General features: G+C 67.4%; 24 protein-coding genes. 10 read left to right on the forward strand and 14 right to left on the reverse strand.

Translation table 11 applies throughout. The annotated features are described in order from the left end of the window. The first annotated feature begins 69 nt into the window (after nucleotides 1-69). The 3 genes from AC1DKQ_RS14850 to AC1DKQ_RS14860 are packed head-to-tail and all read left to right on the forward strand — an operon-like array spanning nucleotide 70 to nucleotide 3,303. Nucleotides 70-435 carry a hypothetical protein gene (locus tag AC1DKQ_RS14850; protein ID WP_476919417.1) on the forward strand — a complete coding sequence of 122 codons (366 nt, stop codon included), beginning with the start codon at nucleotides 70-72 and terminating at the stop codon, nucleotides 433-435. After that, nucleotides 413-2,641, forward strand: a complete 2,229-nt coding sequence (locus AC1DKQ_RS14855; RefSeq protein WP_476919418.1) for a thioredoxin domain-containing protein — start codon at nucleotides 413-415, stop codon at nucleotides 2,639-2,641. The genes AC1DKQ_RS14850 and AC1DKQ_RS14855 overlap by 23 nt, the downstream gene beginning before the upstream one ends. After that, nucleotides 2,638-3,303 (forward strand): HAD family hydrolase, encoded by a 666-nt coding sequence (locus AC1DKQ_RS14860; RefSeq protein ID WP_476919419.1) that lies wholly within the window; start codon nucleotides 2,638-2,640, stop codon nucleotides 3,301-3,303. The genes AC1DKQ_RS14855 and AC1DKQ_RS14860 overlap by 4 nt, the downstream gene beginning before the upstream one ends. Nucleotides 3,304-3,470: 167 nt before the next feature. Here AC1DKQ_RS14860 and trhA read toward each other — a convergent pair whose 3' ends face one another. Then, nucleotides 3,471-4,187 (reverse strand): PAQR family membrane homeostasis protein TrhA, encoded by a 717-nt coding sequence (trhA, locus tag AC1DKQ_RS14865; RefSeq protein ID WP_476919420.1) that lies wholly within the window; start codon nucleotides 4,185-4,187, stop codon nucleotides 3,471-3,473. A 154-nt stretch (nucleotides 4,188-4,341) separates the two neighbouring features. On the opposite strand from trhA, the gene AC1DKQ_RS14870 reads away from it, so the two are divergent. Beyond that, nucleotides 4,342-5,103: an isoprenyl transferase gene (locus AC1DKQ_RS14870; RefSeq protein WP_476883848.1), complete on the forward strand. Its 762-nt coding sequence runs from the start codon at nucleotides 4,342-4,344 to the stop codon at nucleotides 5,101-5,103. A 232-nt stretch (nucleotides 5,104-5,335) separates the two neighbouring features. After that, nucleotides 5,336-6,775, forward strand: a complete 1,440-nt coding sequence (locus AC1DKQ_RS14875; RefSeq protein ID WP_476883740.1) for a PhoH family protein — start codon at nucleotides 5,336-5,338, stop codon at nucleotides 6,773-6,775. Between the two features lie 468 nt (nucleotides 6,776-7,243). Here the strand turns inward: AC1DKQ_RS14875 and AC1DKQ_RS14880 are convergent, their stop codons facing one another. Together AC1DKQ_RS14880 and AC1DKQ_RS14885 are read right to left on the reverse strand one after the other, a co-directional pair. Continuing rightward, nucleotides 7,244-7,894, reverse strand: a complete 651-nt coding sequence (locus tag AC1DKQ_RS14880; RefSeq protein WP_476919421.1) for a GNAT family N-acetyltransferase — start codon at nucleotides 7,892-7,894, stop codon at nucleotides 7,244-7,246. Between the two features lie 47 nt (nucleotides 7,895-7,941). Beyond that, nucleotides 7,942-8,766, reverse strand: coding sequence for a hypothetical protein (locus AC1DKQ_RS14885; RefSeq protein WP_476883738.1), 825 nt, complete (start codon nucleotides 8,764-8,766; stop codon nucleotides 7,942-7,944). 58 nt (nucleotides 8,767-8,824) lie between these two features. On the opposite strand from AC1DKQ_RS14885, the gene AC1DKQ_RS14890 reads away from it, so the two are divergent. Continuing rightward, nucleotides 8,825-9,382: a prepilin peptidase gene (locus AC1DKQ_RS14890; protein ID WP_476919422.1), complete on the forward strand. Its 558-nt coding sequence runs from the start codon at nucleotides 8,825-8,827 to the stop codon at nucleotides 9,380-9,382. 148 nt (nucleotides 9,383-9,530) lie between these two features. Here the strand turns inward: AC1DKQ_RS14890 and AC1DKQ_RS14895 are convergent, their stop codons facing one another. Together AC1DKQ_RS14895 and AC1DKQ_RS14900 are read right to left on the reverse strand one after the other, a co-directional pair. Continuing rightward, nucleotides 9,531-11,246 carry a DHA2 family efflux MFS transporter permease subunit gene (locus AC1DKQ_RS14895; protein WP_476919423.1) on the reverse strand — a complete coding sequence of 572 codons (1,716 nt, stop codon included), beginning with the start codon at nucleotides 11,244-11,246 and terminating at the stop codon, nucleotides 9,531-9,533. Next, nucleotides 11,243-11,959 (reverse strand): TetR/AcrR family transcriptional regulator, encoded by a 717-nt coding sequence (locus AC1DKQ_RS14900; RefSeq protein WP_476919424.1) that lies wholly within the window; start codon nucleotides 11,957-11,959, stop codon nucleotides 11,243-11,245. Before AC1DKQ_RS14900 ends, AC1DKQ_RS14895 begins: the two co-directional genes overlap by 4 nt. A 183-nt stretch (nucleotides 11,960-12,142) precedes the next feature. Between AC1DKQ_RS14900 and AC1DKQ_RS14905 the strand changes: the two genes are divergently transcribed. Next, the gene (locus AC1DKQ_RS14905) at nucleotides 12,143-12,811 is read left to right on the forward strand and encodes a VWA domain-containing protein (RefSeq protein ID WP_476883734.1); all 669 of its coding nucleotides are present in this window, start codon (nucleotides 12,143-12,145) and stop codon (nucleotides 12,809-12,811) included. Between the two features lie 150 nt (nucleotides 12,812-12,961). On the opposite strand, the gene AC1DKQ_RS14910 is transcribed toward AC1DKQ_RS14905, so the two are convergent. From AC1DKQ_RS14910 to AC1DKQ_RS14920, 3 genes are all read right to left on the reverse strand, one after another. Then, complete coding sequence (locus AC1DKQ_RS14910) at nucleotides 12,962-14,398, reverse strand: class II fumarate hydratase (protein WP_476883733.1); 1,437 nt, start codon at nucleotides 14,396-14,398, stop codon at nucleotides 12,962-12,964. A 72-nt stretch (nucleotides 14,399-14,470) separates the two neighbouring features. Next, nucleotides 14,471-15,085, reverse strand: a complete 615-nt coding sequence (locus tag AC1DKQ_RS14915) for a carbonic anhydrase (RefSeq protein WP_476919425.1) — start codon at nucleotides 15,083-15,085, stop codon at nucleotides 14,471-14,473. A 9-nt stretch (nucleotides 15,086-15,094) separates the two neighbouring features. Beyond that, the gene (locus AC1DKQ_RS14920; protein ID WP_476919426.1) at nucleotides 15,095-15,841 is read right to left on the reverse strand and encodes a DUF4245 domain-containing protein; all 747 of its coding nucleotides are present in this window, start codon (nucleotides 15,839-15,841) and stop codon (nucleotides 15,095-15,097) included. Between the two features lie 194 nt (nucleotides 15,842-16,035). Here AC1DKQ_RS14920 and glpX point away from each other — a divergent pair, with 194 nt between their 5' ends. Then, complete coding sequence (gene glpX / locus AC1DKQ_RS14925; protein WP_476883847.1) at nucleotides 16,036-17,058, forward strand: class II fructose-bisphosphatase; 1,023 nt, start codon at nucleotides 16,036-16,038, stop codon at nucleotides 17,056-17,058. Nucleotides 17,059-17,144: 86 nt separating this feature from the next. Here glpX and AC1DKQ_RS14930 read toward each other — a convergent pair whose 3' ends face one another. From AC1DKQ_RS14930 to AC1DKQ_RS14950, 5 genes are all read right to left on the reverse strand, one after another. After that, a complete protein-coding gene (locus tag AC1DKQ_RS14930; protein WP_476883730.1) occupies nucleotides 17,145-18,116 on the reverse strand; it encodes a lipid II:glycine glycyltransferase FemX in 972 nt (323 codons plus the stop codon). A 4-nt stretch (nucleotides 18,117-18,120) separates the two neighbouring features. Next, entirely contained in the window at nucleotides 18,121-19,410 is a 1,290-nt protein-coding gene (gene manA, locus AC1DKQ_RS14935; protein WP_476919427.1) for a mannose-6-phosphate isomerase, class I, read from the reverse strand. Nucleotides 19,411-19,553: 143 nt separating this feature from the next. After that, the gene (locus AC1DKQ_RS14940; protein ID WP_476919428.1) at nucleotides 19,554-21,185 is read right to left on the reverse strand and encodes an LCP family protein; all 1,632 of its coding nucleotides are present in this window, start codon (nucleotides 21,183-21,185) and stop codon (nucleotides 19,554-19,556) included. A 22-nt stretch (nucleotides 21,186-21,207) separates the two neighbouring features. Further along, nucleotides 21,208-21,798, reverse strand: a complete 591-nt coding sequence (purE, locus tag AC1DKQ_RS14945) for a 5-(carboxyamino)imidazole ribonucleotide mutase (RefSeq protein ID WP_476883727.1) — start codon at nucleotides 21,796-21,798, stop codon at nucleotides 21,208-21,210. After that, nucleotides 21,795-22,991 (reverse strand): 5-(carboxyamino)imidazole ribonucleotide synthase, encoded by a 1,197-nt coding sequence (locus tag AC1DKQ_RS14950; RefSeq protein ID WP_476883726.1) that lies wholly within the window; start codon nucleotides 22,989-22,991, stop codon nucleotides 21,795-21,797. The genes purE and AC1DKQ_RS14950 overlap by 4 nt, the downstream gene beginning before the upstream one ends. Nucleotides 22,992-23,211: 220 nt before the next feature. On the opposite strand from AC1DKQ_RS14950, the gene AC1DKQ_RS14955 reads away from it, so the two are divergent. Continuing rightward, nucleotides 23,212-23,799, forward strand: a complete 588-nt coding sequence (locus tag AC1DKQ_RS14955) for a GtrA family protein (protein WP_476919429.1) — start codon at nucleotides 23,212-23,214, stop codon at nucleotides 23,797-23,799. Nucleotides 23,800-23,871: 72 nt separating this feature from the next. Here the strand turns inward: AC1DKQ_RS14955 and AC1DKQ_RS14960 are convergent, their stop codons facing one another. Then, nucleotides 23,872-24,576, reverse strand: a complete 705-nt coding sequence (locus AC1DKQ_RS14960) for a TIGR03089 family protein (protein WP_476883724.1) — start codon at nucleotides 24,574-24,576, stop codon at nucleotides 23,872-23,874. A 369-nt stretch (nucleotides 24,577-24,945) separates the two neighbouring features. Between AC1DKQ_RS14960 and AC1DKQ_RS14965 the strand changes: the two genes are divergently transcribed. Next, entirely contained in the window at nucleotides 24,946-25,488 is a 543-nt protein-coding gene (locus AC1DKQ_RS14965; protein WP_476883723.1) for a WhiB family transcriptional regulator, read from the forward strand. Nucleotides 25,489-25,502: the final 14 nt, after the last annotated feature.

Consider the following 25,502-nt stretch of genomic DNA (forward strand, 5'->3'; position numbering starts at 1 on the left):
CACTGCAGAAATGACGCAGTAGACAAGACGCCGTAGAAAAGACACCAGTTTCCACAGAAGGTATTCACCGTGCATTCCATGCTCATCGCTCTGGCAACAACCCCGGCGCCGCCACCCACGCCATCGCTGCGGCCGGGCCTGTCCGAGGACCAGGTCAGCCCGGGCCTGCTGGGCTTCCTGCTGACAGCCTTCATCGTGGTGTTGACCGCGGTGTTGATCGTGGACATGGTGCGGCGAATCCGCAGGGTCCGCTACCGTGCCCAGGTGGAGGCCGAGCGTTTGGCCGCCGAAGAAGCCTCCGAGGAGGCAGCGTCCCCGGGCGGCGTATTCCCCGCCGACGGCGCCGCCTTCCGCGCTGACGGCACGGCATTGCCCGCCGACAGCGGGGTGGCCCGGCCGGAAGTCAACGGCGATGCGGGACCCGGAAACCGCTGACGGCGGTTCGCCCAACCCGCTGTCCGGGGCCTCGAATGCCCTGGCAGCGGAACCCTCTGCGTACCTGCGCCAGCACGCCGGCAACCCCGTCCACTGGCAGCCGTTCGGTGACGCGGCCTTCGCCGCCGCGACCGCCCGGGACGTACCGGTGTTCCTCTCAATCGGCTACGCGGCCTGCCACTGGTGCCACGTCATGGCCCACGAATCCTTCGAGGACCAGGACACCGCCGGCTACCTGAACGCCCACTTCGTCTCCATCAAGGTAGACCGCGAGGAGCGCCCCGACGTCGACGCCGTCTATATGGCCGCCACGCAGGCGATCAGCGGCGAAGGCGGCTGGCCGATGTCCGTCTTCCTCCTGCCGGACGGCCGGGCCTTCCACGCCGGAACCTACTTCCCGCCCCGCCCCATGCCGGGCCGTCCGTCCTTCCGGCAGGTCCTTGAGGCCGTGAACGAGGCGTGGACGGAACGCCGCGGCGCCCTCGAAGCCAATGCAGCCACCCTGGCGCGAGGCATCGCCGCCTCCCAGCCAGCCGCCGCCCTGCGCCTCGACGGACAGCCCCAGCCTCTGGACGCCGCGCTCCTTGGCAAAGCCGTTGCCGCCCTGTCCGAGTCCGAGGACGAGGCGCACGGCGGTTTCGGCGGCGCACCGAAGTTCCCGCCTGCGGCAGTGCTTGAATTCTTGATCCGGCACGCCGCCGTACCCCAGGCGGCCGCGGCCCCGGACACCGCCACCGCGGCCCGTGACATGGCCGGGCGGACCCTCGCGGCGATGTCCCGCTCGGCGTTGTTCGACCAGCTCGACGGCGGCTTCGCCCGGTATTCGGTGACCCGTGACTGGTCCGTTCCGCATTTCGAGAAGATGCTCTACGACAACGCGCAATTGCTCCGCGTCTACGCGCACTGGGTCCGGCTGGGCGGCACGCCCGAGTATCCGGCGGCGGAGGCTGCAGAGATCGCCGGACACACCGCCGACTGGCTCCTGGCACGCCTCGGGCTGACGCCTGATCACGCAACGGGACCTGCGGCGGGTCCGGATGCTGGCCCCGCGGCAGGCCCCGACACCGGCGTCGTGGCCCTGGCGTCGTCGCTGGACGCCGATACGGTCGTCGAAGGCGTGCACGCCGAGGGCGCCAGCTACCTGTGGACTCCCGGGGAGCTCGAGTCACTCCTTGGCCCGGCCGACGGTGCCGCCGTGGCGGACCTCATGAACGTCCGCACGCCCGGGAGCGTGGGCGGCGACGGTTCGCCGCTGCATCCGGGCCGGGAGATAACCGGCGGGGATGCGGTGCTGTGGCAGCGGGTGCGCCCGCAATTGGCGCAGGCCCGCAACAGGCGGCCCCAGCCCGGCCGGGATGACAAGGTGGTGGCGGGCTGGAACGGGCTGGCCGTCGCGGCCCTCGCCGACGCCGGTGCCGTGCTGGGGCGTCCCGAGCTCGTGGACGCCGCGGAACGGATCGCGGCCTACCTTGAGCGCGTGCACTGGCGGCCGGAGGATGGCCCCGGGAGGCTCATGCGCGTCTCCCACGACGGAGCGGCGCGCGGAATCGGCGGCTTGCTGGAGGACTACGCCTTCTGCGCCGAGGGGCTGTTCGCGCTCTACACGGTGACCGGTCGCACCCGCTGGTATGAGCTGGCCGAGGCCATCCTGGACGCCGCCTGCGGCCGGTTTGCAGCCGACGGCGGCCTGAAGGACGCGGCGGGGGAGTCGGTGCAGGTCACGGCCGCCCAGGGCGGCCGGGACGGCCTGGAGCTGTTCGACAGTGCCACTCCCAGCGGCGCCGCCGCCCTGGCCGGCGCCCTGGTGACCCACTCGGCCCTGTCCGGCTCCTCCGATCACCGGACCCTGGCGGCGAACATCCTCGCCCTGCTGCTGCCTCCGCTCGCGGTCCGGGCACCCCGCGCGGCCGGTTGGCTGCTTGCTACCGGCCAGGCCGCCCTCGCCGGTCCGGTCGAGGCCGCCGTCGCCGGGCCGGACACGCCGGAACGGGCAGCGCTGCACCGGGAGCTGCTGCTCTCGGCCAGCCCCGGGCTGGTGGTGGCGGTCCAGGACGACGACGCCGCCCGGCCAGTGCCGCTGCTGAGGGGCCGGGGCGCGGGCCCGGACGGTGCCCCGCAAGTGTTCCTGTGCCGCGGCATGGTCTGTGACCTGCCGACGGCTTCGGTCGAAGGGATCCGCGCGCGGCTGGCTACCATGTCCTCATGACTGGTCAGGACGGCTTTGAGCTGGTGGTGTTCGATTGCGACGGTGTGCTGGTTGATTCCGAGGTGATTTCCATCCGGGTGGACCAGCGCGTGCTGGCAGAACTCGGCTGGGAACTGGAACTCGACGAAATCGTGGAGCGGTTCGTTGGAAAGTCCGAGGCGCACTTTGTCGACGCTGTTGAACAACACCTCGGCGTCAAGCTCGCCGACGGCTGGGACCGGGACTACGGGCGCTGGTACCAGGAGGCGTTTGAGCGCGACCTCGAAGCGGTCGACGGCATCGAGGAAGCCCTGGACAGGCTGTCCCTGCCGCACTGTGTGGCCTCCAGCGGCAGCCACGAAAAGATGCACCGGACCCTCGGCAAGACCGGGCTGCTGCCCCGCTTCCAGGGCCGCATCTACAGCGCCACGGAGGTCGCCAACGGCAAACCGGCGCCGGACCTGTTCCTCCACGCGGCCGCAAGCCTCAACACCGCGCCCGGGCGGTGCGCCGTCGTCGAGGACAGTGCCTACGGGGTCCAGGCAGCCCGGGCGGCCGGAATGCACGCCTTCGCGTACGCCGGGGGTGTCACCCCGGCGGCGCGCCTGGCCGGACCTGGGACCACCGTCTTTTCAGACATGCGCCAGCTCCCCGAGCTCATCGCGGCAGGACGGCCCGGCTAAGCCGAGGGGCCCGACGTCCCAAATTCCCCACCTTTGAAGTAGGCGCCCGGCGTGTCGGGCCGAAGCGCCGGTGAGTCGCGGCGTCGCTGTCTCAAAGGTGGGGAGAATCTGCGCAGGCAGGCAGGCAGGCAGGCAGGCAGGCAGGACGGCCCGGCTAAGCCGAGGGGTCAGCCCAGCACCGCGATGGCAATAGCGATGTAGTGCGCGGCGAAGGCGAAGACCGTCAGGGCATGGAACAGCTCGTGGAAGCCAAAGTGCTCGTAGCTGATGTTCGGCTTCTTCAGCGCATAGAAGACGGCCCCGGTGATGTACAGGACGCCGCCGACGCAGATCAGCACCGCCGAGGCCACACTGGCGGCGAAGAACTCCGGAAGGTAGAACAGCGACCCGCAGCCCAGGGCGATGTAGATCGGCACGTAGAGCCACCGCGGGGCGTCGGTCCACAGCAGACGGAACAGCACGCCGAGGATGGCACCGGACCAGATCACCCACAGCAGCACTTCGGCCTGCTGACGGTCCAGCAGGGCCCAGGCGAGAGGCGTGTAGCTTCCGGCGATCACCAGCATGATGTTCGTGTGGTCCAGCCGCTTTAGGACGAACTTGACGCGCGGTGACCAGTTCCCGCGGTGGTAGACAGCGCTGACGCCGAACAGCAGGACCCCGGTGACGGCATAGACGGCGCAGGCGACCTTCAGGTCTGGCGGGGCCAGGATCACCAGCACCAGCCCGGCGACCAAAGCCATCGGGGCGGTCACGGTGTGGATCCATCCCCGCCATTTGGGCTTGATCATCAGCAGTTCGGCAAGCCTCACCGCGGCGTCATCCACCGGGGTTCCCCGTTTCGCCGGAGGCTCCGGCAGGGGCTCTAGACTGTTGCTTTCCATTCCGCAATAATAACGTACGCCCTAGTAAGTTACCGGAGGGTAACAAGCGTTCCGAGGCTGTCCGGCGGTGGACTTGCACCCGCCAAGGCCCTCCGGCAGGTAGCCTAGGATGTGCACTGAACTAGTACCTCAAGGAAGCCAGGTGAACCTCCGGATGGAAATGCCCGGGCTCCTCTACGGCTTTTACGAGCGCAAACTGCAGCGCTCCCTTGACCCGGAACGGATTCCCCGGCATGTCGGCGTCATGGTCGACGGGAACCGGCGCTGGGCCCGCCAGTTCAACGCCCCCACAAGTCAGGGCCACCAGGCCGGCGCGGACAAGATCCACGAATTCCTCGGCTGGTGTCAGGAACTGGGCATCAAGGTGGTCACCTTGTACATGCTCTCCACGGACAACATGAACCGCTCCGGCGAGGAGCTCGACCTCCTGATGGGTATCATCGCCAACACCCTGGACCGGCTGGATGAGGACGCCGACATCTCGGTGCACGCCATGGGCGCCCCCGAACTGCTGCCGGACTACCTCGCCGAGCGGCTGAACAACCTGACGGCGCGTACGCCCGCGCGCGAGAGGCTGCACGTCAATGTCGCCGTCGGCTACGGCGGACGGCGGGAGATTGTCGACGCCGTACGGGAACTGCTGCACGACGCCGTCGCCCGGGACGCGGACATCGGCAAACTGGCCGATGACCTCACCGTGGATGACATCTCGCGGTTCCTCTACACCCGTGGCCAGCCGGACCCTGACCTGGTGATCCGGACCTCCGGAGAGCAGCGGCTTTCCGGGTTCCTCATGTGGCAAAGCGCGTACAGTGAGTTCTACTTCTGCGAGGCCTTGTGGCCGGCATTCCGCAAGGTCGACTTTTTGCGCGCCCTGCGCGATTACGCCGGCAGGCAGCGCCGCTTCGGCGCCTGAGGCGTTCACACGGAGTTCACACGACGGCAACAGGAATCGCCGACAAATAGACAGACAAACCCACCCCCGGAGACTTATCTTTATCCCATCGGCAGCAATTTGCCGGCCGATCGGGGAGGCCAGTACATGGAGCGGATTTTCGCACCGGGTGTATGGGAGGCCGCGTCCGGCCTCCAGGCCGAGCCGCCTCACCAATAACAAATCCGGGCGTAGCCCCGGGGCTGGAGTCGATGTGGCTAATTCTGAGCAACTGCCCGACGTCGTTACCGACCAGGGACAGAAAGCTACCTCTCGCGCCAAGCGAGCCACCTCAAAGACCGGTGCAGCGGATTCCGCTGCGGCCGGTCTTGCTGTTTCCGGGGAAGGAACAGAGAACCAAGGCACGGCCCGCAGTTTCGTGATCGATACCTCCGTCCTGCTCTCCGATCCGCGGGCCCTCCTGCGCTTCGCCGAGCACGAAGTCATCCTGCCGATCGTCGTCATCACCGAGCTCGAAGGAAAGCGCCACGACCCGGAGCTGGGTTACTTCGCGCGCAAGGCGCTCCGGCTGCTCGATGACCTGCGGCTCGAGCACGGGAGCCTGGACCGTCCCATCCCGCTCGGCGCCGACGGCGGCACACTCATGGTGGAGCTGAACCACATCTCCGCCGAGGTGCTGCCCGCCGGCTTCCGCGGGGTGGACAACGACAGCCGCATCCTCGCGGTGGCCAAGAACCTGGCCAACGAGGGCCGCGACGTGACGGTGGTGTCCAAGGACCTGCCGATGCGCGTCAAAGCCTCCGCCATGGGGCTGCTGGCCGACGAATACCGCAATGAACTGGTCAAAGACTCCGGCTGGACCGGCGTCGCGGAGCTCGATGCGGGCGAGGACGAGGTTGCGACCCTGTACGGGCACGAGCCGGTCTTCATCCCGGCGGCGGCAGAGATGCCGACCAACACGGGGCTGGTCCTGCTTTCCAGCCGCGGCTCGGCCCTCGGCCGGGTCGGCGCGGACAAACAGGTCCGGCTCGTGAAGGGCGACCGGGACGTCTTCGGACTCCACGGGCGCTCGGCAGAGCAGCGGTTGGCGATCGATCTCCTGATGGACCCGTCGGTGGGCATCGTGTCCCTCGGCGGCCGCGCCGGCACGGGAAAGTCCGCACTGGCCCTGTGCGCCGGGCTCGAAGCCGTCCTGGAGCGCCGGGAGCACCGCAAGGTGATCGTCTTCCGGCCCCTGTACGCGGTGGGCGGCCAGGAACTGGGCTACCTGCCCGGCTCCGAAGCGGAAAAAATGAACCCCTGGGCCCAGGCCGTCTTTGACACCCTGGGCGCGCTGGTCAGCCAGGAGGTCGTGGAGGAAGTGATGGACCGGGGCATGCTCGAGGTCATGCCACTGACCCACATCCGCGGACGCTCGCTGCACGATGCGTTCGTGATCGTCGATGAGGCGCAGTCGCTGGAGAAGAATGTGCTGCTGACGGTAATGAGCAGGATCGGCCAGAACTCGAAGATTGTCCTCACGCACGACGTCGCCCAGCGGGACAACCTGCGGGTCGGCCGGCACGACGGCGTGGCGGCCGTCGTCGAGACGCTGAAGGGGCACCCGCTGTTCGGCCACATCACACTCACCCGCTCGGAGCGCTCGCCGATTGCGGCCCTGGTGACGGAGTTGCTGGAAGGGGCGGAAATCTAGGCTCGCCCCGGTTGGGGCCGTGGTCCGGTTTCCCGGACCACGGCCCTTCGCCGTTGTTGGGGTGCCGCGGTTGTCTGCCGGTGCACGGCCTTTCGCCGTCGCTGGGTTGCCGTGGTTGGGTTCGCTGGTCAGCGGCGTCCCGCCGTCGCTTAGGTTGCCGTTGTTGGGTCCGCCGGTGCACGGCCTTTCGCCGTCGCTTAGACACGTCGCATGGGACCCACTACGGTCGCTGGGCGACCTCCGGGGTCCGATGCGCCGCGATGCGCTCCTTTGCGAAAGACCGTGCCCCGGCTGGTGAGCGCCTCACCTTCGCGGGGCTGCGGTCTCCCGCTAAGGAGCGCATCGCCGACCAAAGCGAAGCGAAGGTCGCCAGCGACCGCAGCGCAGCGACGGGGGGTCTAAGCGACGGCGGGACGCCGCAGCGCTGCAAACCCAACCACGGCAAGCCGGCGAAGGGAGGGGTTACGGCTATTTCTTGATGCCTAGGAACTTCGCTGTGGGTTCGTGGCCTTTTACCTGCAGATTCCAGTCGGGGCGTTTGAACGTGCCGGGGGTGAGGCGGACGTTTTGGACCTCCTGGGCCTTGCCGCCCCAGACGGCGCTGGTGACGCCGTTGAGCTCGTAGCCGAGGGAGCGCGAAACGCCCAGGGATTGCTGGTTCCAGATGGCGGCCTCGGATTCCGCCACTTCTGCGCCAAGCCAGTCGAAGGCGTAGAGGGCGACGGCGGCACGCATCTCTTTGCCGAGGCCGCGGCCTTGGACGCTCTGGCGGAGCCAGGAGCCCGTGGTGACTGTCTTCAATGTGGCGAAGTCCTTGGCCGCGATGTCCTGGCAGCCGACGAATTCGTCCTTGTGCCAGATGCCGAGCAGGAGGGTCCAGTCCTGGGGGTTCATGCTGCCGCGGCACCGCCAGTACCACTGCGCCATGTTGGGTCCGAGCTCGTTGGCCGGGATTTCGGTCCATGGGTTGCTGAACGGGTTCCGGCCCGGCTCGTGCACGCCGGTCAGGGCGGCCTCCACCGCGGCGGGAATCTCCTCGTCGCGGATGGGACGCAGCTCAAGACGCGGCGTGGTCAGGGTCAGCCCAAAAGGGGGCCAGTAGTCGGCGGGTTCAGTCATCGGGGAAGCCTAGCGGTGCCGGTGGGCGGATGCCAGTCACAGTCCGGCTATTCCGCCGGAACGTCCCAGCTGATGTGGCGCCGGACGTCGGTGAGGTTCATCGATTCGGCGAGGAACAGGTCATCGAGCATGTATTCATCGACGCCCAGGATCCTGAGCCAGTGGCCGTAGCCGTTCTGCTCATTGCCGCCGCCGGGTGCGTCCAGCCAGCGGCTGGCAACGCAGACGCCCGTGCCGGCGTCAATCCTCAACAGTGTGCGTCCAGGCCGGCACAGCGGGGCTCCAGGATCGGCGGGACGGTACGAAAGGTTCGGGCTGACCGTGGTTTCCAGGGCGGCCCGGCCCTCATGGTCAACCTCCGTGATGGGCCCAAGCTCCACGGCGTTGGCGTTGGGGAACTCCAGCGGGACCGGGGCATTCCCGGCGAGTTCCACCGGGTCCAGGGCCGCGGCGAACCGGCCGTTCCCGAACGACGGTTCGCCGTAGGCTGCCTCCGGACGGCGGCGCACCAGCCCGTCGTCGTCGTACACCGGGGTGACCAGATTCGGCGGCAGGAGCCAGGTCTTCCTTGTGGAGCTGACATAGAAGCCGCCCCGTGAATCGTTGATGCCGGTGGTGCTGGCGATCACCAGCCCGTCGGCGGTCTCCAGCCGCAAGGCGCCGGGCCTGCGCAGCCACGCCCTGACGAGGCCGTGAGGAGAGACTGCTGCGGAACCTGCGGAACCCGCGAGGGGCCGATCCAAGTACTCGAACCTCAGCGACTGCCATTTCCACGGCGAGGACCGGCACAGGTGCCGGAAGGCCGCAGCCTGGCTCGCCGGGCCGCGTGGCGCGTCCGGCCCGCGCCCGTTCCTGCTGTCCCATGCGGCCATATCCACAGTTTACGCGCGGGGGCGGCCGTGCCGGATGAATATCCAGTAGCATCCGAGAGTGATCGAACGACTCGGCACCTTGGGCGCCGCCAACCCGCTGGCCTTCTGGCTTGCCGTGGCCGCGTGCGCCTATTACTTCGTGATGGCGGTCCGGCTCACGGTCATCGATGTCCGGCACCATCTGCTCCCGGACAGGATCGTGTTTCCTTCCTATGCAATCGCCGGAGTCCTCCTGCTGGGCGCGGCCGTCAGCCAGCTCCTTCCCGGTGGCCAGGACGTTGCAGGCACAGCGGACGCCGGAGTGTTCGGCGTGCCGGGGCTTCGTGTCCTCGCCGGCGGGGCGGCCCTCTGGCTCTTCTACTTCCTCCTGCATGCCGTGTATCCGCCCGGGATGGGGTTCGGCGACGTGAAGCTCGCGGGCGTCTTGGGGATGTACCTGGGATTCCTGGGCTGGGGGCACGTCATGGCCGGGACCTTTGCCGCGTTCGTGCTCGGCGGGGTCTGGAGCCTCGGATTGCTCGCCGCGCGGCGCGGCAATCTTCAGTCGGCCATTCCCTTCGGGCCGTTCATGCTGGCCGGCACCTTGGCCGCCATGGTGCTGATTCCGGCCGGTTAGGCTTCCCGCAGGCGTCCAGTACCGGCGCTGACCCCAAGCCCAAGTCTGCGGAACGCGACCGGCCCGGGACGCAGCGGGGGCGCCGCAACCCCCAAAAGGATTGCGGCGCCCCAGGCAATGACTGTCGGCCGAGGCCGACTCCGGACGATCAGCCGCGCAGGCGGCTGAGTTCGGCGTCGTGCGTGGGCCCACCGGTACTGGGCTCGTCGTCATTAGTGGTTTCCGAGCTGTCGGCATCGCGGCGTGCTGCGCTGCCGGCCGCGCTGCGGGCCGCCTCGAGCCGCTCGGCTTCCTCGCCGCCAACTGCTTCTCCGCGGGCCACCATGCCGGCGGTGTCCGAGAGCGGGATCTGCTTGAGGGTCAGAGCCAGGATCAGGGCGATGCCCAGGAACGGCAGCAAGTACCAGAAGACGGGTGCCAGCGAATCCGCGTAGGCGTTGACGATCGCGTCCTTGAGCTGCGCCGGGAGCTGGTTGAGCATCTGCGGATCCATCGTTCGGGTGGACTGCGACGCCTGCTCGGCGGACGCCCCGGCACCCGTGAAGGCGTTGGTCAGGGATTCGGAAAGCCGGGTGGTGAATATGGAACCGAAGACCGCAACGCCGAGCGATGCGCCGACCTCACGGAAGTAGTTGTTGGTACTGGTCGCCGTGCCGATCTGGTCCGCCGGCACGGAGTTCTGCACCACCAGGACGATCACCTGCATGATCGAGCCCAGGCCTGCGCCGAAGATGAACAGCTGCACGCAGATGACCCAGATGGGGGTGGCGGCAGTGAGTGTGGTCAGCCACAGCATTGCCGCAATGGTCAGGGTGGCCCCGAGGACCGGGAACAGCTTGTACTTGCCGGTCTTGGAGATGCGGATGCCGGAGAAGATGGCCATACCCATGAGCCCCACCATCATGGGCAACATCAGCAGGCCGGATTCCGCGGCCGAGGTCCCGGAGGACATCTGCAGGAAGGTCGGGACGAAGGCGATTGCCGCGAACATGCCCAGTCCCAGGGTGAAGCCGATGGCGGTGGAGTTCACGAAGATGCGGTTCTTGAACAGGCTCAGCGGAATGATGGGGTCCTCTGCCCGGCGCTCCACCAGGACGAAGGCGGTGGCGGCGAGTACCAGGCCGGCGCCGAAGGCCCACGTCAGCGGCGAATCCCAGCCCTCGTCTTTCTTGCCGCCGAAGTCGGTGAAGAAAATCAGGCACGTGGTGGCCGCGGAGAGCAGCAGCACGCCCAGGATGTCGATCCGCTTTTCGGCCTTCTTGTTCGGCAGCGTCAGGGTGAACCAGGCAATCGTGAACGCGGCGATGCCGATCGGGATGTTGATGTAGAAGGCCCATTCCCAGGTCAGGTGGTCCACGAAGAAACCGCCCAGCAGTGGTCCGGCGACGGCGGAGAGGCCGAAGATGGCACCCAGCGGGCCCATGTACTTGCCGCGCTCCTTGGCCGGAACGATGTCGGCGATGATGGCCTGGGACAGGATCATGAGGCCGCCGCCGCCCAGGCCCTGGATGGCGCGGAAGATTACGAAGCCCCAGAAATCGGTGGCGAGGGCGCAGCCGACGGAGGCGAGGGTGAAGAGCGCGATGGCGATGAGGAACAGGTTCCGGCGCCCCAGGATGTCACCGAATTTGCCGTAGATCGGCATGACGATGGTGGTGGCCAGGAGGTAGGCCGTGGTGATCCAGGCCTGGTGCTCCACACCGCCGAGCTTGCCGACGATTGTGGGCATGGCGGTGGACACGATGGTCTGGTCGAGGCTGGAGAGCAGCATGCCCGCGATGAGGGCGGAGAAGATGATCCAGATACGTTTCTGGGTCAGCAGCAGCGGCTCGGCTGCTGGTTTGGTGCTGACGGCGGCGCTCATTGCGCTCCTTCGGAAGGGTTGGACTGGCAGGTATCGGAGTGGGACGTGCCGGAGTTGGCAGTGTCGAAGTCGGACGTTGTGAACGGCAGTGAAAAGAGTGTGCGGGCGGCCGCAATGTTTTCCAGCATCATGTCCTTGTACGGGCGGGTGTTGCCTTCGGAGAAGTAATCGGCGCTGGTTTTCCTGGCGACGTTTCCCAGGAGGACCACGGCCATGCGGACCACTGGATGGTCGGCGGCGACGCCTTCCCTGGCCGCGAGCAGCCGGGCGAACTCGCCCTCGCGTTCCTCGGTGGCGCCGATGATCCGGAGCATTAGCTGCGGCTCCCTCTTGATCACCCCGATCAGCTGGCGGGTCTCTTCCTCGGATGCGCTCATCCGCTCGGAGAGATCGAGGGACAGCCTCACGAGGTCGGCGAGGAGTGAGGCCGATATTTCCCCGGGCGGCGAGTCCGCGCCGCCTGCCATGAACCGTGCCACCACCTCTTCCGGAAAGTCGTCGTCCACATGGCCGAGGATCGCGTCTTCCTTGACGGGGAAGTAGTTGAAGAAAGTCCTGCGGGAGATGCCCGCCCGCTCGCAGACTTCCTCCACGGTGTAGCCGCTGAGGCCGCGTTCGGCGGTCAGGGAACGCGCGACGGCGGTGATGGTCGCCCGAGTTGCGGCCCGCTTGCGCTCGCGGAGGCCTACCGCATTAATTGCACTGTTTCCCATAAAGTGTATTTTTGCACTCAATTATAAATAGTGCAAAAGATGTGTGCCGTTGCGGACGAACCTGTGCCGTTGCGGACAAAATTGTCGCACCCCGGCCTTAGCCTGCTTTTGTCCAGCCATTCTGCTGGCAACAGGTGGCCCACGGCGAGGCAGCAGCCCCGTCCGGGCCGGAAATGGGGAAGCATGACAGATTCAGCCCTGACGCACGTGTACGTCCTTCTGGACCGTTCCGGTTCGATGAGCGCCATCGCCGATGACACTGTGGGCGGGTTTGCGGCGTTCGTGCGCGAACAGCAGGCGGTGGCGGGCCGGTGCAGGCTTTCGCTCGCGCAGTTCGATGACACCTACGAGCGCGTCTACGCCTCGGTGGACATCCAGGACGTGCCCGCCCTGGACCTGCAGCCGCGGGGCAGCACGGCCCTGCACGACGCAATGGTCCGGCTGATCGGGGAGGCGGGTGCGGAACTCGCCGCCCTTCCGGAGGACCAGCGCCCCGGCACCGTGCTTGTGGCTGTGCTGACCGACGGGCACGAGAACTCTTCGCGCGAGGCCACGGGAGAACTGGTCAAGGCCCTGGTCCAGCGACAGCAGAGCCAGTGGGGCTGGCAGTTCACCTACCTGGGCGCCAACCAGGATGCCGTGCTGACGGCGGGCAGCCTGGGCATCCGCGCCGAGGACGCCCTGACCTATGCCGCCGGGAACGTCGATGCTGCCTTTTCCGTCCAGTCCGCCAAGACGCGGCGGTTGCGGGAGGCACGGATCGGCGGTGCCAGCATGGCGGACGCCGCCGCGGCAGCGGCCTACACAGCGGAGGAGCGGGAGGCGGCCGGCGGAGAACCGCCCCGGGTCTAGGTTTGGACACGCGCTGTTCAGACATGCGCTCTTCAGACATGCGCACTTCAGACATGCGCTGTTCAGACATGCCGCCGGCCGGCACCCTTCAGGAAAGGTGCCGGCCGGCGGCGGATGTTCTCTGCGGGGCGGCGTCCCCGCCCGGAGTCGCTAGGCCTTGTGCGGCGGGCGCGTCATGGACATGACGTCCAGGGCGGTGTCCAGCTGCTCTTCAGTCAGTTCACCGCGCTCGAGGAAGCCCATGGAGACGACGGTTTCGCGGATTGTCAGGCCCTCGGCAACCGCCCTCTTGGCGATCTTGGCGGCGTTCTCGTAACCGATGAACTTGTTCAGCGGGGTCACGATCGACGGCGAGGCCTCGGCGAGGAAGCGGGCGCGCTCCACGTTGGCGGTGATGCCGTCGATCATCTTGTCGGCCATGACGCGGCTGGTGTTGGCCAGCAGGCGCACGGATTCAAGGAGGTTGGCGGCCATGACCGGGATGCCGACGTTGAGTTCGAAGGCGCCGTTGGTGCCGGACCATGCGATCGCAGTGTCGTTGCCGATCACCTGGGCGCAGACCATGATGGAGGCCTCGCAGATGACCGGGTTGACCTTGCCGGGCATGATCGAGGAGCCCGGCTGCAGGTCCGGGATCGCGATTTCGCCGAGGCCGGTGTTGGGGCCGGAACCCATCCAGCGCAGGTCGTTGTTGATCTTCATGAAGGAGATCGCAATATTGCGCAGCTGGCTGGACGCCTCGATGAGGCCGTCCCGGTTCGCCTGGGCCTCGAAGTGGTCGCGGGCCTCCGTCAGGGGCAGCCCCGTGTCGGCCGCCAGCAGTTCGATCACGCGCTCCGGGAAGCCGGCGGGGGTGTTAATGCCGGTGCCCACGGCGGTTCCGCCGAGCGGGACCTCGGCGACGCGGGGGAGGGAGGCGTTGATGCGCTCGATGCCGTAGCGGACCTGGGCGGCGTAGCCGCCGAACTCCTGGCCCAGGGTGACAGGGGTGGCGTCCATGAGGTGTGTGCGGCCGGACTTCACAACGTCCTTGAATTCTGCGGCCTTGCGCTCCAGTGACTCTGCCAGGTAGCCGAGGGCCGGGATCAGGTCATTGATCAGCGCGGACGTGGCGGCGACGTGGACGGAGGTCGGGAAGACGTCGTTGGAGGACTGTGAGGCGTTGACGTGGTCGTTCGGGTGGACAACCTTGTCGCTCCCGGCGGACTTGAGGGCCCGCGAGGCGAGCTCGGCGATGACCTCGTTGGTGTTCATGTTCGAGGACGTGCCGGACCCGGTCTGGAAGACGTCAATCGGGAAGTCGCCGTCGTACTTTCCGGCCGCAACCTGGTCGGCGGCGTCGGCGATCGCCTGGGCGAGCTCGCCGTCGAGCACCCCCAGTTCGGCGTTTGCCTGGGCGGCAGCCTTCTTCACCCGGGCCAGGGCCTCGATGTGGGCGCGCTCCAGGGTCTTGCCTGAGATCGGGAAGTTCTCGACTGCCCGCTGCGTCTGCGCGCGGTACAGGGCGTTTACGGGAACGCGGACTTCGCCCATCGTGTCGTGTTCAATGCGGAATTCTTCGGTGTTCAACTCATCTGTGGAAGTCATGGGGCTAGCTTATTGGGAGTGGGAGTCCCACCGAAAACCGTGAACGCTCTGCAGGGGCTGGGGGCCGGGGGTTTAGAGCCTGCCGATGCTCGAGACGAGGTCGGCCCGGCCGTCGGCAAGGCTGTACGCGAGGCCGACCACGGCAGTGCGGCCGCCGTCGACTGCGCCCGAAATCACCCGGGAACTGTCCACCAGCCGCTGAGAGGTCTGCTTGACGTTTTCTACCACCATGTCGTTGATTTCGCTCTGATTGTTACGCAGCGAGGTCAACACGGACGGGGTGATCCGCTCCACCAGGCTGCGGATGAAACCGACCGGCATCTGGCCGGTTTCCACGGCGGCCTTGGTGGCGGTGACTGCGCCGCAACGGTCGTGCCCCAGGACGACGATCAGCGGAACGTCCAGTTCGCTGACGCTGTACTCCAGCGAGCCGAGCACGGCGTCATCGATCACGTGGCCGGCGGTCCGGACAACGAAGGCGTCCCCGAGGCCGAGGTCGAAGATGATCTCGGCGGCGAGGCGGGAATCGGAGCAGCCGAAGATCACTGCGAAGGGGTGCTGGTTTTCTACCAGCGACGAGCGCCGCGACGCGTCCTGGTTGGGGTGTGAGGACGTGCCGGCGACGAAACGCTTGTTGCCTTCACGGAGACGCTGCCAGGCGAGTGCGGGAGTCAGATAAGTAGCCACGGTGCCACTTTACGGTGAAGGGCTGGCCGAAGGGGAAACTGTTGCGCCCGGGGTTACGCTCGCCGCGCCGGACCGTGCCCCGGCGGGAGGGTTGCTTTCAAGCGACTTCACCACTGCCTCGGCGAGGGTGGAGAATTCCTCCAGCGTCGCCGATCCGGACAGGATCACGGTGGTGCCGCGCTCGGCCAGCACCATGGATTTCTCGCCCTTGCCGGTGTCGTGCAGTTCCCAGTCCCGGCCGCCCGCGTTACGGGTGCCGGTCACGGGCGCGTTCTTGGTCTGCTGCAGGAGCCAGGTGGGGTTGGCCTGGCGGGTCTGCACAAGGGCGATGAAGGATTCCTTGGGCGTCGGGTAGCCGACTTCCCAGGCGGGGACGCCGCTGCCGGCTCCGGACTCCCAGCGGGCGTAGTTTGCGCGAAATGTGTCGCCGGTATCGGCCGCCACGGGTGTGAACCCTGCCACACCCGCCGCGTTCTGCGCGGAGGCGCTGACGTTGATGTTGGGCCGGTAACCGTCGGTCTTGGGGGAGGGGTTCATGAGGACGATCGGCAGGAATGCGGCGATGCTCACCACCAGGGCGATGAGCATGCCCATGACAGAGGCATTAGCGCGCTTGGCCGCTGAGGCGGCGATGACGGGCTTAACCGGTGGCTGTCCGGAAGTGTCCGGGCCTGCCGTGGGGGAGCTGCCAGCCGGAGAACCGGGGGCGGCGGGGGAGGTGTCCTGCAATTCACTCACCCCTCTATAGTCGCGCATGTGCGGGCCGATCTCACATTCGTGGCGCCTGGGCCGCCGGGAAGTGAAGTGCGTCACGCGCCGGTCATCCCATGACCTTGCGGGCCCGCCCCGACTATGATCATTATCAGACGAATCACCGCGACGGATCGATCCTGGCCGTACGGGTTCAACGACCGCCACTCGAAGAAGAGGTTCACGTGACACCAGCGCCCATGTCCCAGAAGTACTCCACGCTTTCCCCCTCGCTCGCCGTCGGGATCGACGAGCCTGACCGCAACCTCGCACTGGAACTTGTCCGCGTCACCGAGGCCGCGGCCATCGCCGGCGGCCACTGGGTGGGCTTCGGCGACAAGAACAAGGCCGACGGCGCTGCCGTGGACGCCATGCGCTCCTTCCTCCAGACTGTCCACTTCAATGGCGTCGTGGTCATCGGCGAGGGCGAGAAGGACGAAGCCCCGATGCTGTTCAACGGCGAGAATGTCGGTGACGGCACCGGCCCCGAGTGCGACGTCGCCGTCGATCCCATCGACGGAACCCGCCTCGCTGCCCTCGGCATCAACAATGCCCTCGCCGTCCTGGCCGTCGCGGAACGCGGTTCCATGTTCGATCCCTCCGCTGTGTTTTACATGGAGAAGCTGGTGACGGGCCCGGAAGCGGCCGACATGGTGGACCTGCGCCTGCCCGTCAAGCAGAACCTGCACCTCATCGCCAAGGCCAAGGGCGTCAAGGTCAACCAGCTCAACGTGATGATCCTGGACCGGGACCGCCACCGCGGGCTCGTGGAGGAAATCCGCGAGGCCGGTGCCCGCACGAAGTTCATCATGGACGGCGACGTCGCCGGCGCCATCGCTGCGGCGCGCGCCGGCACCGGAGTCGACGCGCTGATGGGCATCGGCGGCACGCCGGAAGGCATCGTCTCGGCCTGCGCCATCAAGTCCCTCGGCGGCGTCATCCAGGGCCGCCTGTGGCCCACGAGCGACGAGGAGAAGCAGAAGGCGATCGACGCCGGCCACGATCTCGAGCGCGTGCTCTCGACCAACGACCTCGTCTCCAGCGACAACTGCTACTTCGCAGCCACCGGCATCACCGACGGCGACCTTCTCAGGGGCGTCCGCTACTCCAAGGACAAGGTCCTCACCCAGTCCATCGTGATGCGTTCGAAGTCCGGCACCATCCGCTTCGTCGACGGCGAGCACCAGGCCAGCAAGTGGGAAGGCTACGCCCGCAAGAACTAGCACCTGCGCGGCAGCACTGAACTGCTCCACTGAATACGACGAATCCCGGGCAGCCTCCGCGGCCCGGGATTCGTCGTCTTAATTCCCTAGCGGTTGGCGAGGGTCCGGGACCGGGCGCGCAGCTTCTTCGCGAGCTGGGCGCCCTTGCGGGCCAGCTGGTAGCTGCCGTACCGGACCTTCCGGACCGGCAGGTCCCATGTTCCGGGATACGCGATCCCGCGGCCGCCGAACGACTTCTTGAACGCCGTGAACCCCGCCCACTTGTGGTCGGGCTGGTCCGCGGGCGCGACGCCCCAGAGATCCACGTGCTTGAGGCCCTTGGCCTGGGCGTCCGCGATCAGGGTGACGAGCAGGGGGATGCCCGCGCTGAGCTTGCGGTGGGTGTCATCGAGGGCGGCATGGGCGTAGGTCCGGGTGTCTGCGGAATCGTACGCCAGGGCCGCGGCGATGGGGTGGCCGTCGAGTTCCGCGATGAACAGCGTTGCGGCTCCGGCCGGCATCAGCGAGCGGGCCACCTGGCTCAGGTACTCGTCGCTTTGCGGTTTGAAGCCGTTACGGGCCGCCGTCATGTGCAAGAACTCCAGGAGGACGGCGATCTCGGCCGGATCCTGGCTGGAGCGGAATGTCACGCCCTTCTTGTGGATGTTGCGGTACAGGTTCCGGTTGGCCGGCTTCATGTCCGCCAGGACGTCCTTGAAATCCCGGTCGAGGTCCACAATCCAGCTGAGCTCGGGCTGTTGGCTGACCGGAGCCGGCTGCAGGCCGCGGCTGCGGAGTACGGCATCGGCCTCGGCGGCAGTGAACCCTGCCGTGACCGGCTCTACCCGGACAAACACGGCGCCGCTGGTCCGGGCGAGGTCCGTCAGGGCCGCCAGTGCGGCGTCGAACGCCGCCAGCGATTCGGCCACCGGCCCGTAGGGGGCGTACAGCAGTTTGCCGGCCGGATTGGACTCCTCGACCGCCAGGAACCGCCACCCGGGGCCGGACTGTTCGTGGGCCGTGCGTCCCAGCGCACGCTGGAACTGTGCCCACTGCGGGCTTTGCAGGAAATAATCCATGGTGTCAGGCTTCCAATGCGGTGGTAACGGCGAATGCCAGGGCGGGGCCGGCGGCGCCGGAGACGGCGTGGACGTTGACCGGGGCCTCTGCGGCGGGCAGGAAGGCACTGGCGCCCCGTTCCAGCCGCAGCTCACCCTTCGGGGAGTCGAGCCGGACGGAGCCTGCCGTGACAATGACGACGGCGGCACCGGACTGTGCCAGCGGGACCGGCTCCGCCCCGGGCGCCAGAACAATTCGCTGCAGCTGGAATTCCCGGAACGGCGGACGGTAGAGTTCCTGGCCCAGCATTGTGGTCTCGGCGGGGAGCATGGGCACGGCGACCGCCTCGAACGCGACGGTCTTGAGCAGTTCCGGCACGTCCACGAATTTGGGCGTGAGCCCGCCGCGGAGCACGTTGTCCGATGACGCCATGACCTCGATCCCGAGCCCGTGGAGGTAGGCATGGACGTTTCCGGCCGGCAGGTAGACGGCCTCACCCGGCGCGAGCGAGATCCGGTTCAGCAGCAGCGAAATCAGGACGCCCGGGTCTGCGGGGTAGTCATGGTTGAGGTTCACCACCGTGGTCAGCTCCGCCACGTGCGATCCCATGGGCGCGCCAGAGACGAGGGCCGCCACGATTGTCTCTGTGGCGTGCGAGACGTCCTCGCCGCCGGCGATGAGCCGCTCAAAGGCGGAGCGGAGGGCCGCGGGCTCGTCCGGCTGCGCCAGGTCCTCGAGCAGCAGCGGAACAAGCGGCGGCAGCTCCAGCCCGGCGAGGTCGAAACATGCTGCCAGGTGCTGGAAGACTGCCCGGGATTCCGCCGCCGGCCGGAAACCGCAGAGCGCCTCGAACGGGGTCAGCGCGAAGATCATTTCCGGTTTGTGGAAGGCATCCTTGTAGTTGCGGTCCGGGGCGGCGGGGTCGACGCCGGCGGCTTCTTCATGTGCGAAGCCCTCCCGGGCCTGGGCGAGGGTCGGGTGCACCTGCAGGGACAGCGGCGTCTCGGCCGCGAGGACTTTGAGCAGGAACGGCAGCCGCGGGCCGAAGGCGGCCACGCTCGCGCCGCCCAGGCAGTGTTCCGGATCCTCGGCGATCAGGGCGTCCAGCGCGAGCCGTCCGTCTTCGTGCGTTTCGGGCACGTGCCGGCCGGCGCCCCCGGCCGCAGGCGTCAGCGCCACAGACGGGGAGTCCGGGTGGGCGCCGATCCAGAGCTCCGCCTCGGGACCGCCCGACGCCGGCCTGCCGAGCAGCTCGGCGATCGCCGTCGGGGAGCCCCAGGCATAGGGCCGGAGGACGTTCTCAAGTTCGTACATGGCCTGGTCCCTGTCTTGTGGAATGTAATGTCTCGCCTAATGAACTGTCTCGTCAATGATTTGCGGTCAAACTGCAGCGGCCGCTCTGATCCGGGCACCCGCGGCGCGGGCAGCGGGCGCTGGTGGATCCACGCGGGCCGGTGTCAGAGCGGCGCGCACTTGCCGTTCGTGGCGACGAGGTCGCGGATGGACTGCTCGTCGCCATTGCGTTTGAACTGGTTGAGCATCTCTTCGGTGATCGGCTGCCCGTCCGGTGTGGTGGTCACCGGGGTGAAGTCCGACGGCGAGGGCGGGGGCTGGGTGCCCGGCGCGGCGCCGGCGGCCGAGAGCGGCCCGGCAGCCGTTCCGGGCTCCAGGACAGTGTCGTCTGCGGCGCCGGCGGACGGGCTGGCCAGCAGTTTGGCCACCCGCTGGTGGATAATGTTGAAGTCCGGCGACGTGGAGAAAGCCGCGTCGAAGTCGGGCGGACCGATGGTCAGACGGCTGACGTCCTGGCCCTTGGCTTTCATGGCCAGGTCCACGAAGCTGCCGAGCTGGCCGGAGGAGATGTTGGATTCAACCACCTTGGTGCCAGCCTTGGCGATGTCCTCAAACTTGGCCAGCAGTTTTGCCGGGTCGAGCTGCTTCAGCATCGCCTGCTGCACGCACTGCTGGCGCTGGATGCGGGCGTAGTCGTCCACGAATTCCCGGGACCGGCCGTACCAGAGGGCGTGGAAGCCGTCGAGCGTCTGGTCGCCTGCCGGAATCCAGCCGTCCGGCATGCCGTGGATGCCGTGGGCCTCGTCCACCATCGGTCCGCTGATGGGGACCCAGCCGCCGGCCTTGATCCGGATGCCGCCCATAGCGTCGATGAGCTTGGAAAAACCGTCCATGTCCACGAGGACGTAGGCCTGGACCCTGATGCCCAGCGTTCCGGACACCGCCTCGAGGGTGGCCTGCGCGCCCGGGTCGGCCACCCCGGGATATAGGTCTTTATGGTTGTTGGTGACATCGGTGTTGATCGCGTTGATCAGGCATTCGTCCCCGCAGTTGAAGCCCTCCGGATACACCTGGCGCATCGGGGAGTCCGCGCTGAACTGGGCGTTCTGGAGGTTGCGGGGCACGGAGATAATCGCTGTGCTGCCGGTCTTGGCGTCGACGCTGATCACGGAGAGGCTGTCAGGCCGGCGGCCCGTGCGGTCCGCCCCGGCGTCGCCGCCCATCATCAGGAAGTTGTACCGGCCTTCGGACGGTTCAAGGGTGGGACCGGAACCAGCGAAGATGCTGCCGATGGCGTCGCGGCTGACGTTGAGCAGGTAGGCCGCGTAGCCCAGGGACCCGCTGCTGAGGATCATGGCCAGCACTAGCGCCAGCACCACCCCGGGACGGATTCTGGGGGCGAGCAGCCCGGGCCGGATCAGCCGCAAGGTGTTCAGGAACAGGGCAGCCCAGCCGATGGCCAGCAGCGCGAGGCCGAGCACCAGCAGGAGCGAGGGCACCGTGCCGGCGAGGATGTTGATCAGCGTGGAGCGGGACACGAGCAGAAGCAGTACGGCCAACAGGGCCAGCGCCCAGACCGTGAAGGTCACGCGCAGCGCAGACCGGCCTAGCCGGCGCTTCCCGGCGACGATCTGGGCGCTGCCGGGAACCAGCAGCGTTAGAAGGATCAGGACGAACGCCCGCTTTGTCAGCACCGGGGCCGGGGCCCCGGACGGGTTCCGGACCGGGTCGCTCAGTACCCGCCCGGACTGCCCAGTGGTCTCAGGCCGGTGCGTCGGGGCGTAGCTGTTGCTCATGCCGGGATTCCTAATGGCTGCCTTATTTGCTGCTGCGCGGGGCGACGTTGCCGTCGGCGAACACTTCGCTGACCTTGTGCCGCAGGCTCGCGCCCTTTCGGGTTGCGACGTCGTTCAGTTCCTGGGCGAAGTCCAGGAGGTCCGCCCGGAGCTGGAGCGCGAGTTCGTCCGTGCCCGAGGCAAGCATGCGCACGGCAAGGAGGCCGGCGTTGCGCGCCCCGCCGATCGAGACGGTGGCGACCGGAACACCGGCCGGCATCTGCACGATGGACAACAGGGAATCCATGCCGTCCAGGGTCTTCAAGGGCACGGGGACGCCGATCACGGGCAGCGGGGTGACCGAGGCAAGCATGCCGGGGAGATGCGCGGCACCGCCGGCACCGGCGATGATGAGGCGAAGACCGCGCTCGTGGGCCGTCTGGCCATAGCGGATCATCTCCGTGGGCATCCGGTGGGCCGAGACGACGTCGGCCTCGAACGGGATCCCGAACTCTGCGAGGGCTTCGGCGGCGGCTTCCATGACCGGCCAGTCCGAATCCGAGCCCATGACGAGGCCCACGATCGGAGAGTCCGCCCGGGGGAGAGGGGTGCCTGCGTTGGGTGCGGTGCTCATGCGGTCTCCTCGGAGGTTGCCGGCATTGTGCCGGCCTGGGCCCGGCCGTTCCGGATGATGTCTGCCACGGTAGTGGCCCGCTGCCGCACGGAGTCGACGTCGGCGGCTGAAGTCCCGACCAAGTTGACGTGGCCGATCTTCCGGCCGGGCCGGACGGCCTTGCCGTAGCAGTGCACCTTCGCGGCCGGCTCGCTCGCGAGGGCCGCGGGGTAGGCGGAATAGAGGTCTTGGTTGGCGCCGCCGAGGAAGTTCTTCATCACCACGACGGGTCCCAGCAGGTCCGTGGCGCCCAGCGGCAGATTCAGGACGGCCCGCAGGTGCTGCTCGAACTGGCTCGTCACCGAGCCGTCCTGGGTCCAGTGCCCGGTGTTGTGCGGGCGCATGGCGAGCTCGTTGATCAGGAAGCCCACACCCACGCCCGGCGTCTCGAAGAGTTCGACGGCCATGACACCGGTCACGCCGAGCTCGCCCGCGATCCGGACCGCAGCGTTCTCCGCGGCCGCGGCAACATCGAGGGGGATGTCCAGGGCCGGGGCAATCACTTCGTCGCACACGCCGTCGACCTGGATGGTGTGCACCACCGGCCAGGCCCGTGTTTCACCGTCCGGCGTCCTGGCGACCATGGCCGAGAGCTCCCGGCTGAATTCCACCTTGGCTTCGGCCAGCAGGGGGGACATGGCCTCGAACCAGTCGGCGGAGCCGGCCGCGTCCTCGGCCGAGGACACAATGCGCACGCCCTTGCCGTCGTAACCGCCGCGGGGCATCTTCAGAACCACCGGCCAGCCGGTCTGCTCGCCGAAGGCGACAAGGTCCGCGACATGGGCGACGGCGGCCCACTCGGGGTTGGGCAGCTCGAGCCGGTCGATCGCGGCGCGCATCACGAGCTTGTCCTGGGCATTGACCAGGGCATCCGGGCCGGGATGGACGTTCACGCCGGCGTCGATCAAGGACCGCAAGTGCGCCGTGGGGACGTGTTCGTGGTCGAAGGTCAGAACATCCAGGCCGCGGGAAAACTCGAGCAGATGCGCCAGGTCCGTGTAGTCGCCGACCGGGGCATTAGCCACGGCAGAGACGGCAGAGACGTCCTCGCCTTCGGCGAGAACACGGAGCTCAAAGCCCAGGGCGGTCGCGGCGGGGGCCATCATTCGTGCAAGCTGGCCGCCGCCAACAACACCGATTACAGGAAAAGTCACAAGTCCCAGCCTACCGAAAACCTCACGGGAACCCGGCTTTTAGGGATTGGCAAGCGCGGGAACGCTGCTGATGGGAGGGTTCCGGGCCCGCGCCGGCGCCGCCCGGCGTCGGGTGCGCGGGGAGCTGTCGGAACGGCCACTGCGGGCGGACTCCCGGGAAACGGCGCTAAAATGGGCGTTTGGCCCAATGGCCGACAGTTCCAGAAGGCCACGGAGGGTCATGATTACTACACTTAACGAGCGCATGCGCGGGCTGGCCTCGCTGTTCTGGCGCGAAGTGGCCAAGTTCGGCGCCGTCGGCGGCATCGCGTTCATCATTGACAACGGGCTGACGTTCTATCTGATGCACGGTCCCATGACGGACAGCGAGGCAAAGGCCCGCTTCTTCGGGGCCAGCGTGGCGACCGTGTTCTCGTGGATTGCGAACCGTTTCTGGACGTTCCGGCACCGCCGGCAGGCCAACGTGCTGCGAGAGTTCGTGATGTTCATCATCATCAACGGGATCGGCATCGGCATCTCCACCGGTCTCACCGCCATCGCGAAGTACGGCATGGGTGTCACCGACAAGAACATGCTCTTCCTGGCCGGGGTGGTCGGCATCCTCGTCGCCACCGTGGTCCGGTTCTTTGCCTACCGCTTCCTCGTGTTCAACCAGGAACTCGACGAAGAGCCGGAGTTCTCGCACGACCACGAAATCATCGAACGGCACCCGTACGCGCCGCATGACAGCCAGCCCGGTGCCAGCGTTTCCCGGACGCCCGTCCGGGAGGCCGTCAGGGACCCGGAGCTGCCCGGCCCGCCGGCCTGAGGCTTAGTGCCTGCGGTTTGGTGCCTGAGGTTTGGTGCCTGAGCCTCAGTATCCAAGGAACCGTGCAGCGGTTCAGTTCCCGCTGATGCGCTCGGCGGCCCGCAGCTTGCCGGTCACCTCGACGTCGGGGTGCACCAGGACCACGGAACCGTCGGCCTTCCAGGTTCCCAGTGACTGCGCAAGAACCGCTTCGAGGCCGTCCGCCGCAGGAACGAGCAGCCGCAGGCCGGTGTCGCGGGCTGCGGCAAAATCCTGCAGGAGCGCGCCGTGTGCATGGACGGTGCCCTCAGAGGTGCGGACCGCGAGGCGTTCCGCTTCCGGCTCGGTGTGGGGCATGAAAATGTCCCCGTGGGAGCGGACCTCGGCGGCATAGTCAAGGACGCCGGTGGGCAGCTCACCCGTCCAGCGCATGGCCAACGCCGGCAGGGAGACAGCCATGACGGCGTCGAACCCGCCTGCGGCAGCTCGCGGGCCAGGGTCCGCCGTGGCCAGCAGCTCCGCCTCCGCGTCGTCGAAAACCACTTCCATGCCGAGCTGCCAGGCCGCCAGGGCCAGGATCACCGATTTCCAGTGCGCGGGCAGGTCCAGGCGCAGCCGCATGCCGGGTTCGGCATCGAGTTCGTCCTGCAGCAGATTGGAAGTCTTCGCCACCCAGTTGTCCAGCACCCGGCCTGAGAGTTCAACCCGCTCCGAATCGGGGCCGTACCAAGTCAGCCGGGGCGCTGTGGACTGGCCGGACCGCAGGGCTGTCATCAGGTCGATTGCCGGAATGCTCATGTCCTCATCTTGCCACGGCCCTCGTCACGGCCAACCGGCCCCGGGCAGCGTGACGTCGGTCACCCCGGCGGTTGGCGCGTCCGGCGGCCTCTGTGTGGGTGTGGGCAAAATTTACCGAAAACTCAATGAAAACCCCCGGAAGTGCTCAGTAGCCTGATTATTCCGCGGGATCCTGCGGGAGTGGCGAAAAAAATCCGGGCGTGGCGTGCGTGCACTTTGTGTATCAAGTTGATTATTATCTCCGCCGTGGCTTGACTCACGGATACTTACACGCGTGTAATTAGTTATCTAAAGCCACTGCACATAAACCGGCACTCAACCGAGTGCCATGGGGGTCTTGCAGTGGCTGCAAATCAGGAGGGGGACGCCATGGGGCTAGCAGAGCGTATCCATGAAGATGCCGTAGTTGCCGGCCAGGCCACGGCGAAATACCGGTCACGCGGCGTGCCGAGTGACTGGTATGTAGATCCGGCCGATCCGGACGCGGCTGAGCGCTATAACGAACACACCCAGGATTCCCTGCAGGAGGCCGCCACGGCCTTCCTCGCAGCGCACGACGAACTCCTCGCCGGCCCGGATCATGACACCGATCCCCTCGACCCGCCCATGGAGCTCCATTCGCCCGGTTCGGTTTCCGCCGCGCAGCCCGTCTGGATCGGACTGCCGTCCCGGCAGGAATTCGACGACGAGGGCGAGCTCGGCTGGCAGACCGATGCCCTGTGCGCCCAGACGGATCCTGAAGCCTTCTTCCCTGAAAAGGGCGGCTCCACCCGCGACGCCAAGAAAGTCTGCGGCGCCTGCAACGTGCGTTCACAGTGCCTCGAATACGCCTTGTCTAACGACGAGCGCTTCGGGATCTGGGGAGGCCTCTCCGAGCGCGAGCGGCGCCGGCTTAGGAAGCGAGCAGTCTAATTCTTCAAGAAGTA

The organism is Arthrobacter sp. 05L421, from assembly GCF_056397785.1.

Coding starts and splice junctions, on each gene's coding strand:
- AC1DKQ_RS14855 (WP_476919418.1), top strand. CDS start 413: ATGCGGGACCCGGAAACCGCTGACGGCGGTTCGCCCAACCCGCTGTCC.
- AC1DKQ_RS14860 (WP_476919419.1), top strand. CDS start 2,638: ATGACTGGTCAGGACGGCTTTGAGCTGGTGGTGTTCGATTGCGACGGT.
- trhA (WP_476919420.1), bottom strand. CDS start 4,187: ATGGAAAGCAACAGTCTAGAGCCCCTGCCGGAGCCTCCGGCGAAACGG.
- AC1DKQ_RS14870 (WP_476883848.1), top strand. CDS start 4,342: ATGGAAATGCCCGGGCTCCTCTACGGCTTTTACGAGCGCAAACTGCAG.
- AC1DKQ_RS14880 (WP_476919421.1), bottom strand. CDS start 7,894: ATGACTGAACCCGCCGACTACTGGCCCCCTTTTGGGCTGACCCTGACC.
- AC1DKQ_RS14885 (WP_476883738.1), bottom strand. CDS start 8,766: ATGGCCGCATGGGACAGCAGGAACGGGCGCGGGCCGGACGCGCCACGC.
- AC1DKQ_RS14895 (WP_476919423.1), bottom strand. CDS start 11,246: ATGAGCGCCGCCGTCAGCACCAAACCAGCAGCCGAGCCGCTGCTGCTG.
- AC1DKQ_RS14900 (WP_476919424.1), bottom strand. CDS start 11,959: ATGGGAAACAGTGCAATTAATGCGGTAGGCCTCCGCGAGCGCAAGCGG.
- AC1DKQ_RS14905 (WP_476883734.1), top strand. CDS start 12,143: ATGACAGATTCAGCCCTGACGCACGTGTACGTCCTTCTGGACCGTTCC.
- AC1DKQ_RS14910 (WP_476883733.1), bottom strand. CDS start 14,398: ATGACTTCCACAGATGAGTTGAACACCGAAGAATTCCGCATTGAACAC.
- AC1DKQ_RS14920 (WP_476919426.1), bottom strand. CDS start 15,841: ATGCGCGACTATAGAGGGGTGAGTGAATTGCAGGACACCTCCCCCGCC.
- glpX (WP_476883847.1), top strand. CDS start 16,036: ATGTCCCAGAAGTACTCCACGCTTTCCCCCTCGCTCGCCGTCGGGATC.
- AC1DKQ_RS14930 (WP_476883730.1), bottom strand. CDS start 18,116: ATGGATTATTTCCTGCAAAGCCCGCAGTGGGCACAGTTCCAGCGTGCG.
- manA (WP_476919427.1), bottom strand. CDS start 19,410: ATGTACGAACTTGAGAACGTCCTCCGGCCCTATGCCTGGGGCTCCCCG.
- AC1DKQ_RS14940 (WP_476919428.1), bottom strand. CDS start 21,185: ATGAGCAACAGCTACGCCCCGACGCACCGGCCTGAGACCACTGGGCAG.
- purE (WP_476883727.1), bottom strand. CDS start 21,798: ATGAGCACCGCACCCAACGCAGGCACCCCTCTCCCCCGGGCGGACTCT.
- AC1DKQ_RS14955 (WP_476919429.1), top strand. CDS start 23,212: ATGATTACTACACTTAACGAGCGCATGCGCGGGCTGGCCTCGCTGTTC.
- AC1DKQ_RS14960 (WP_476883724.1), bottom strand. CDS start 24,576: ATGAGCATTCCGGCAATCGACCTGATGACAGCCCTGCGGTCCGGCCAG.
- AC1DKQ_RS14965 (WP_476883723.1), top strand. CDS start 24,946: ATGGGGCTAGCAGAGCGTATCCATGAAGATGCCGTAGTTGCCGGCCAG.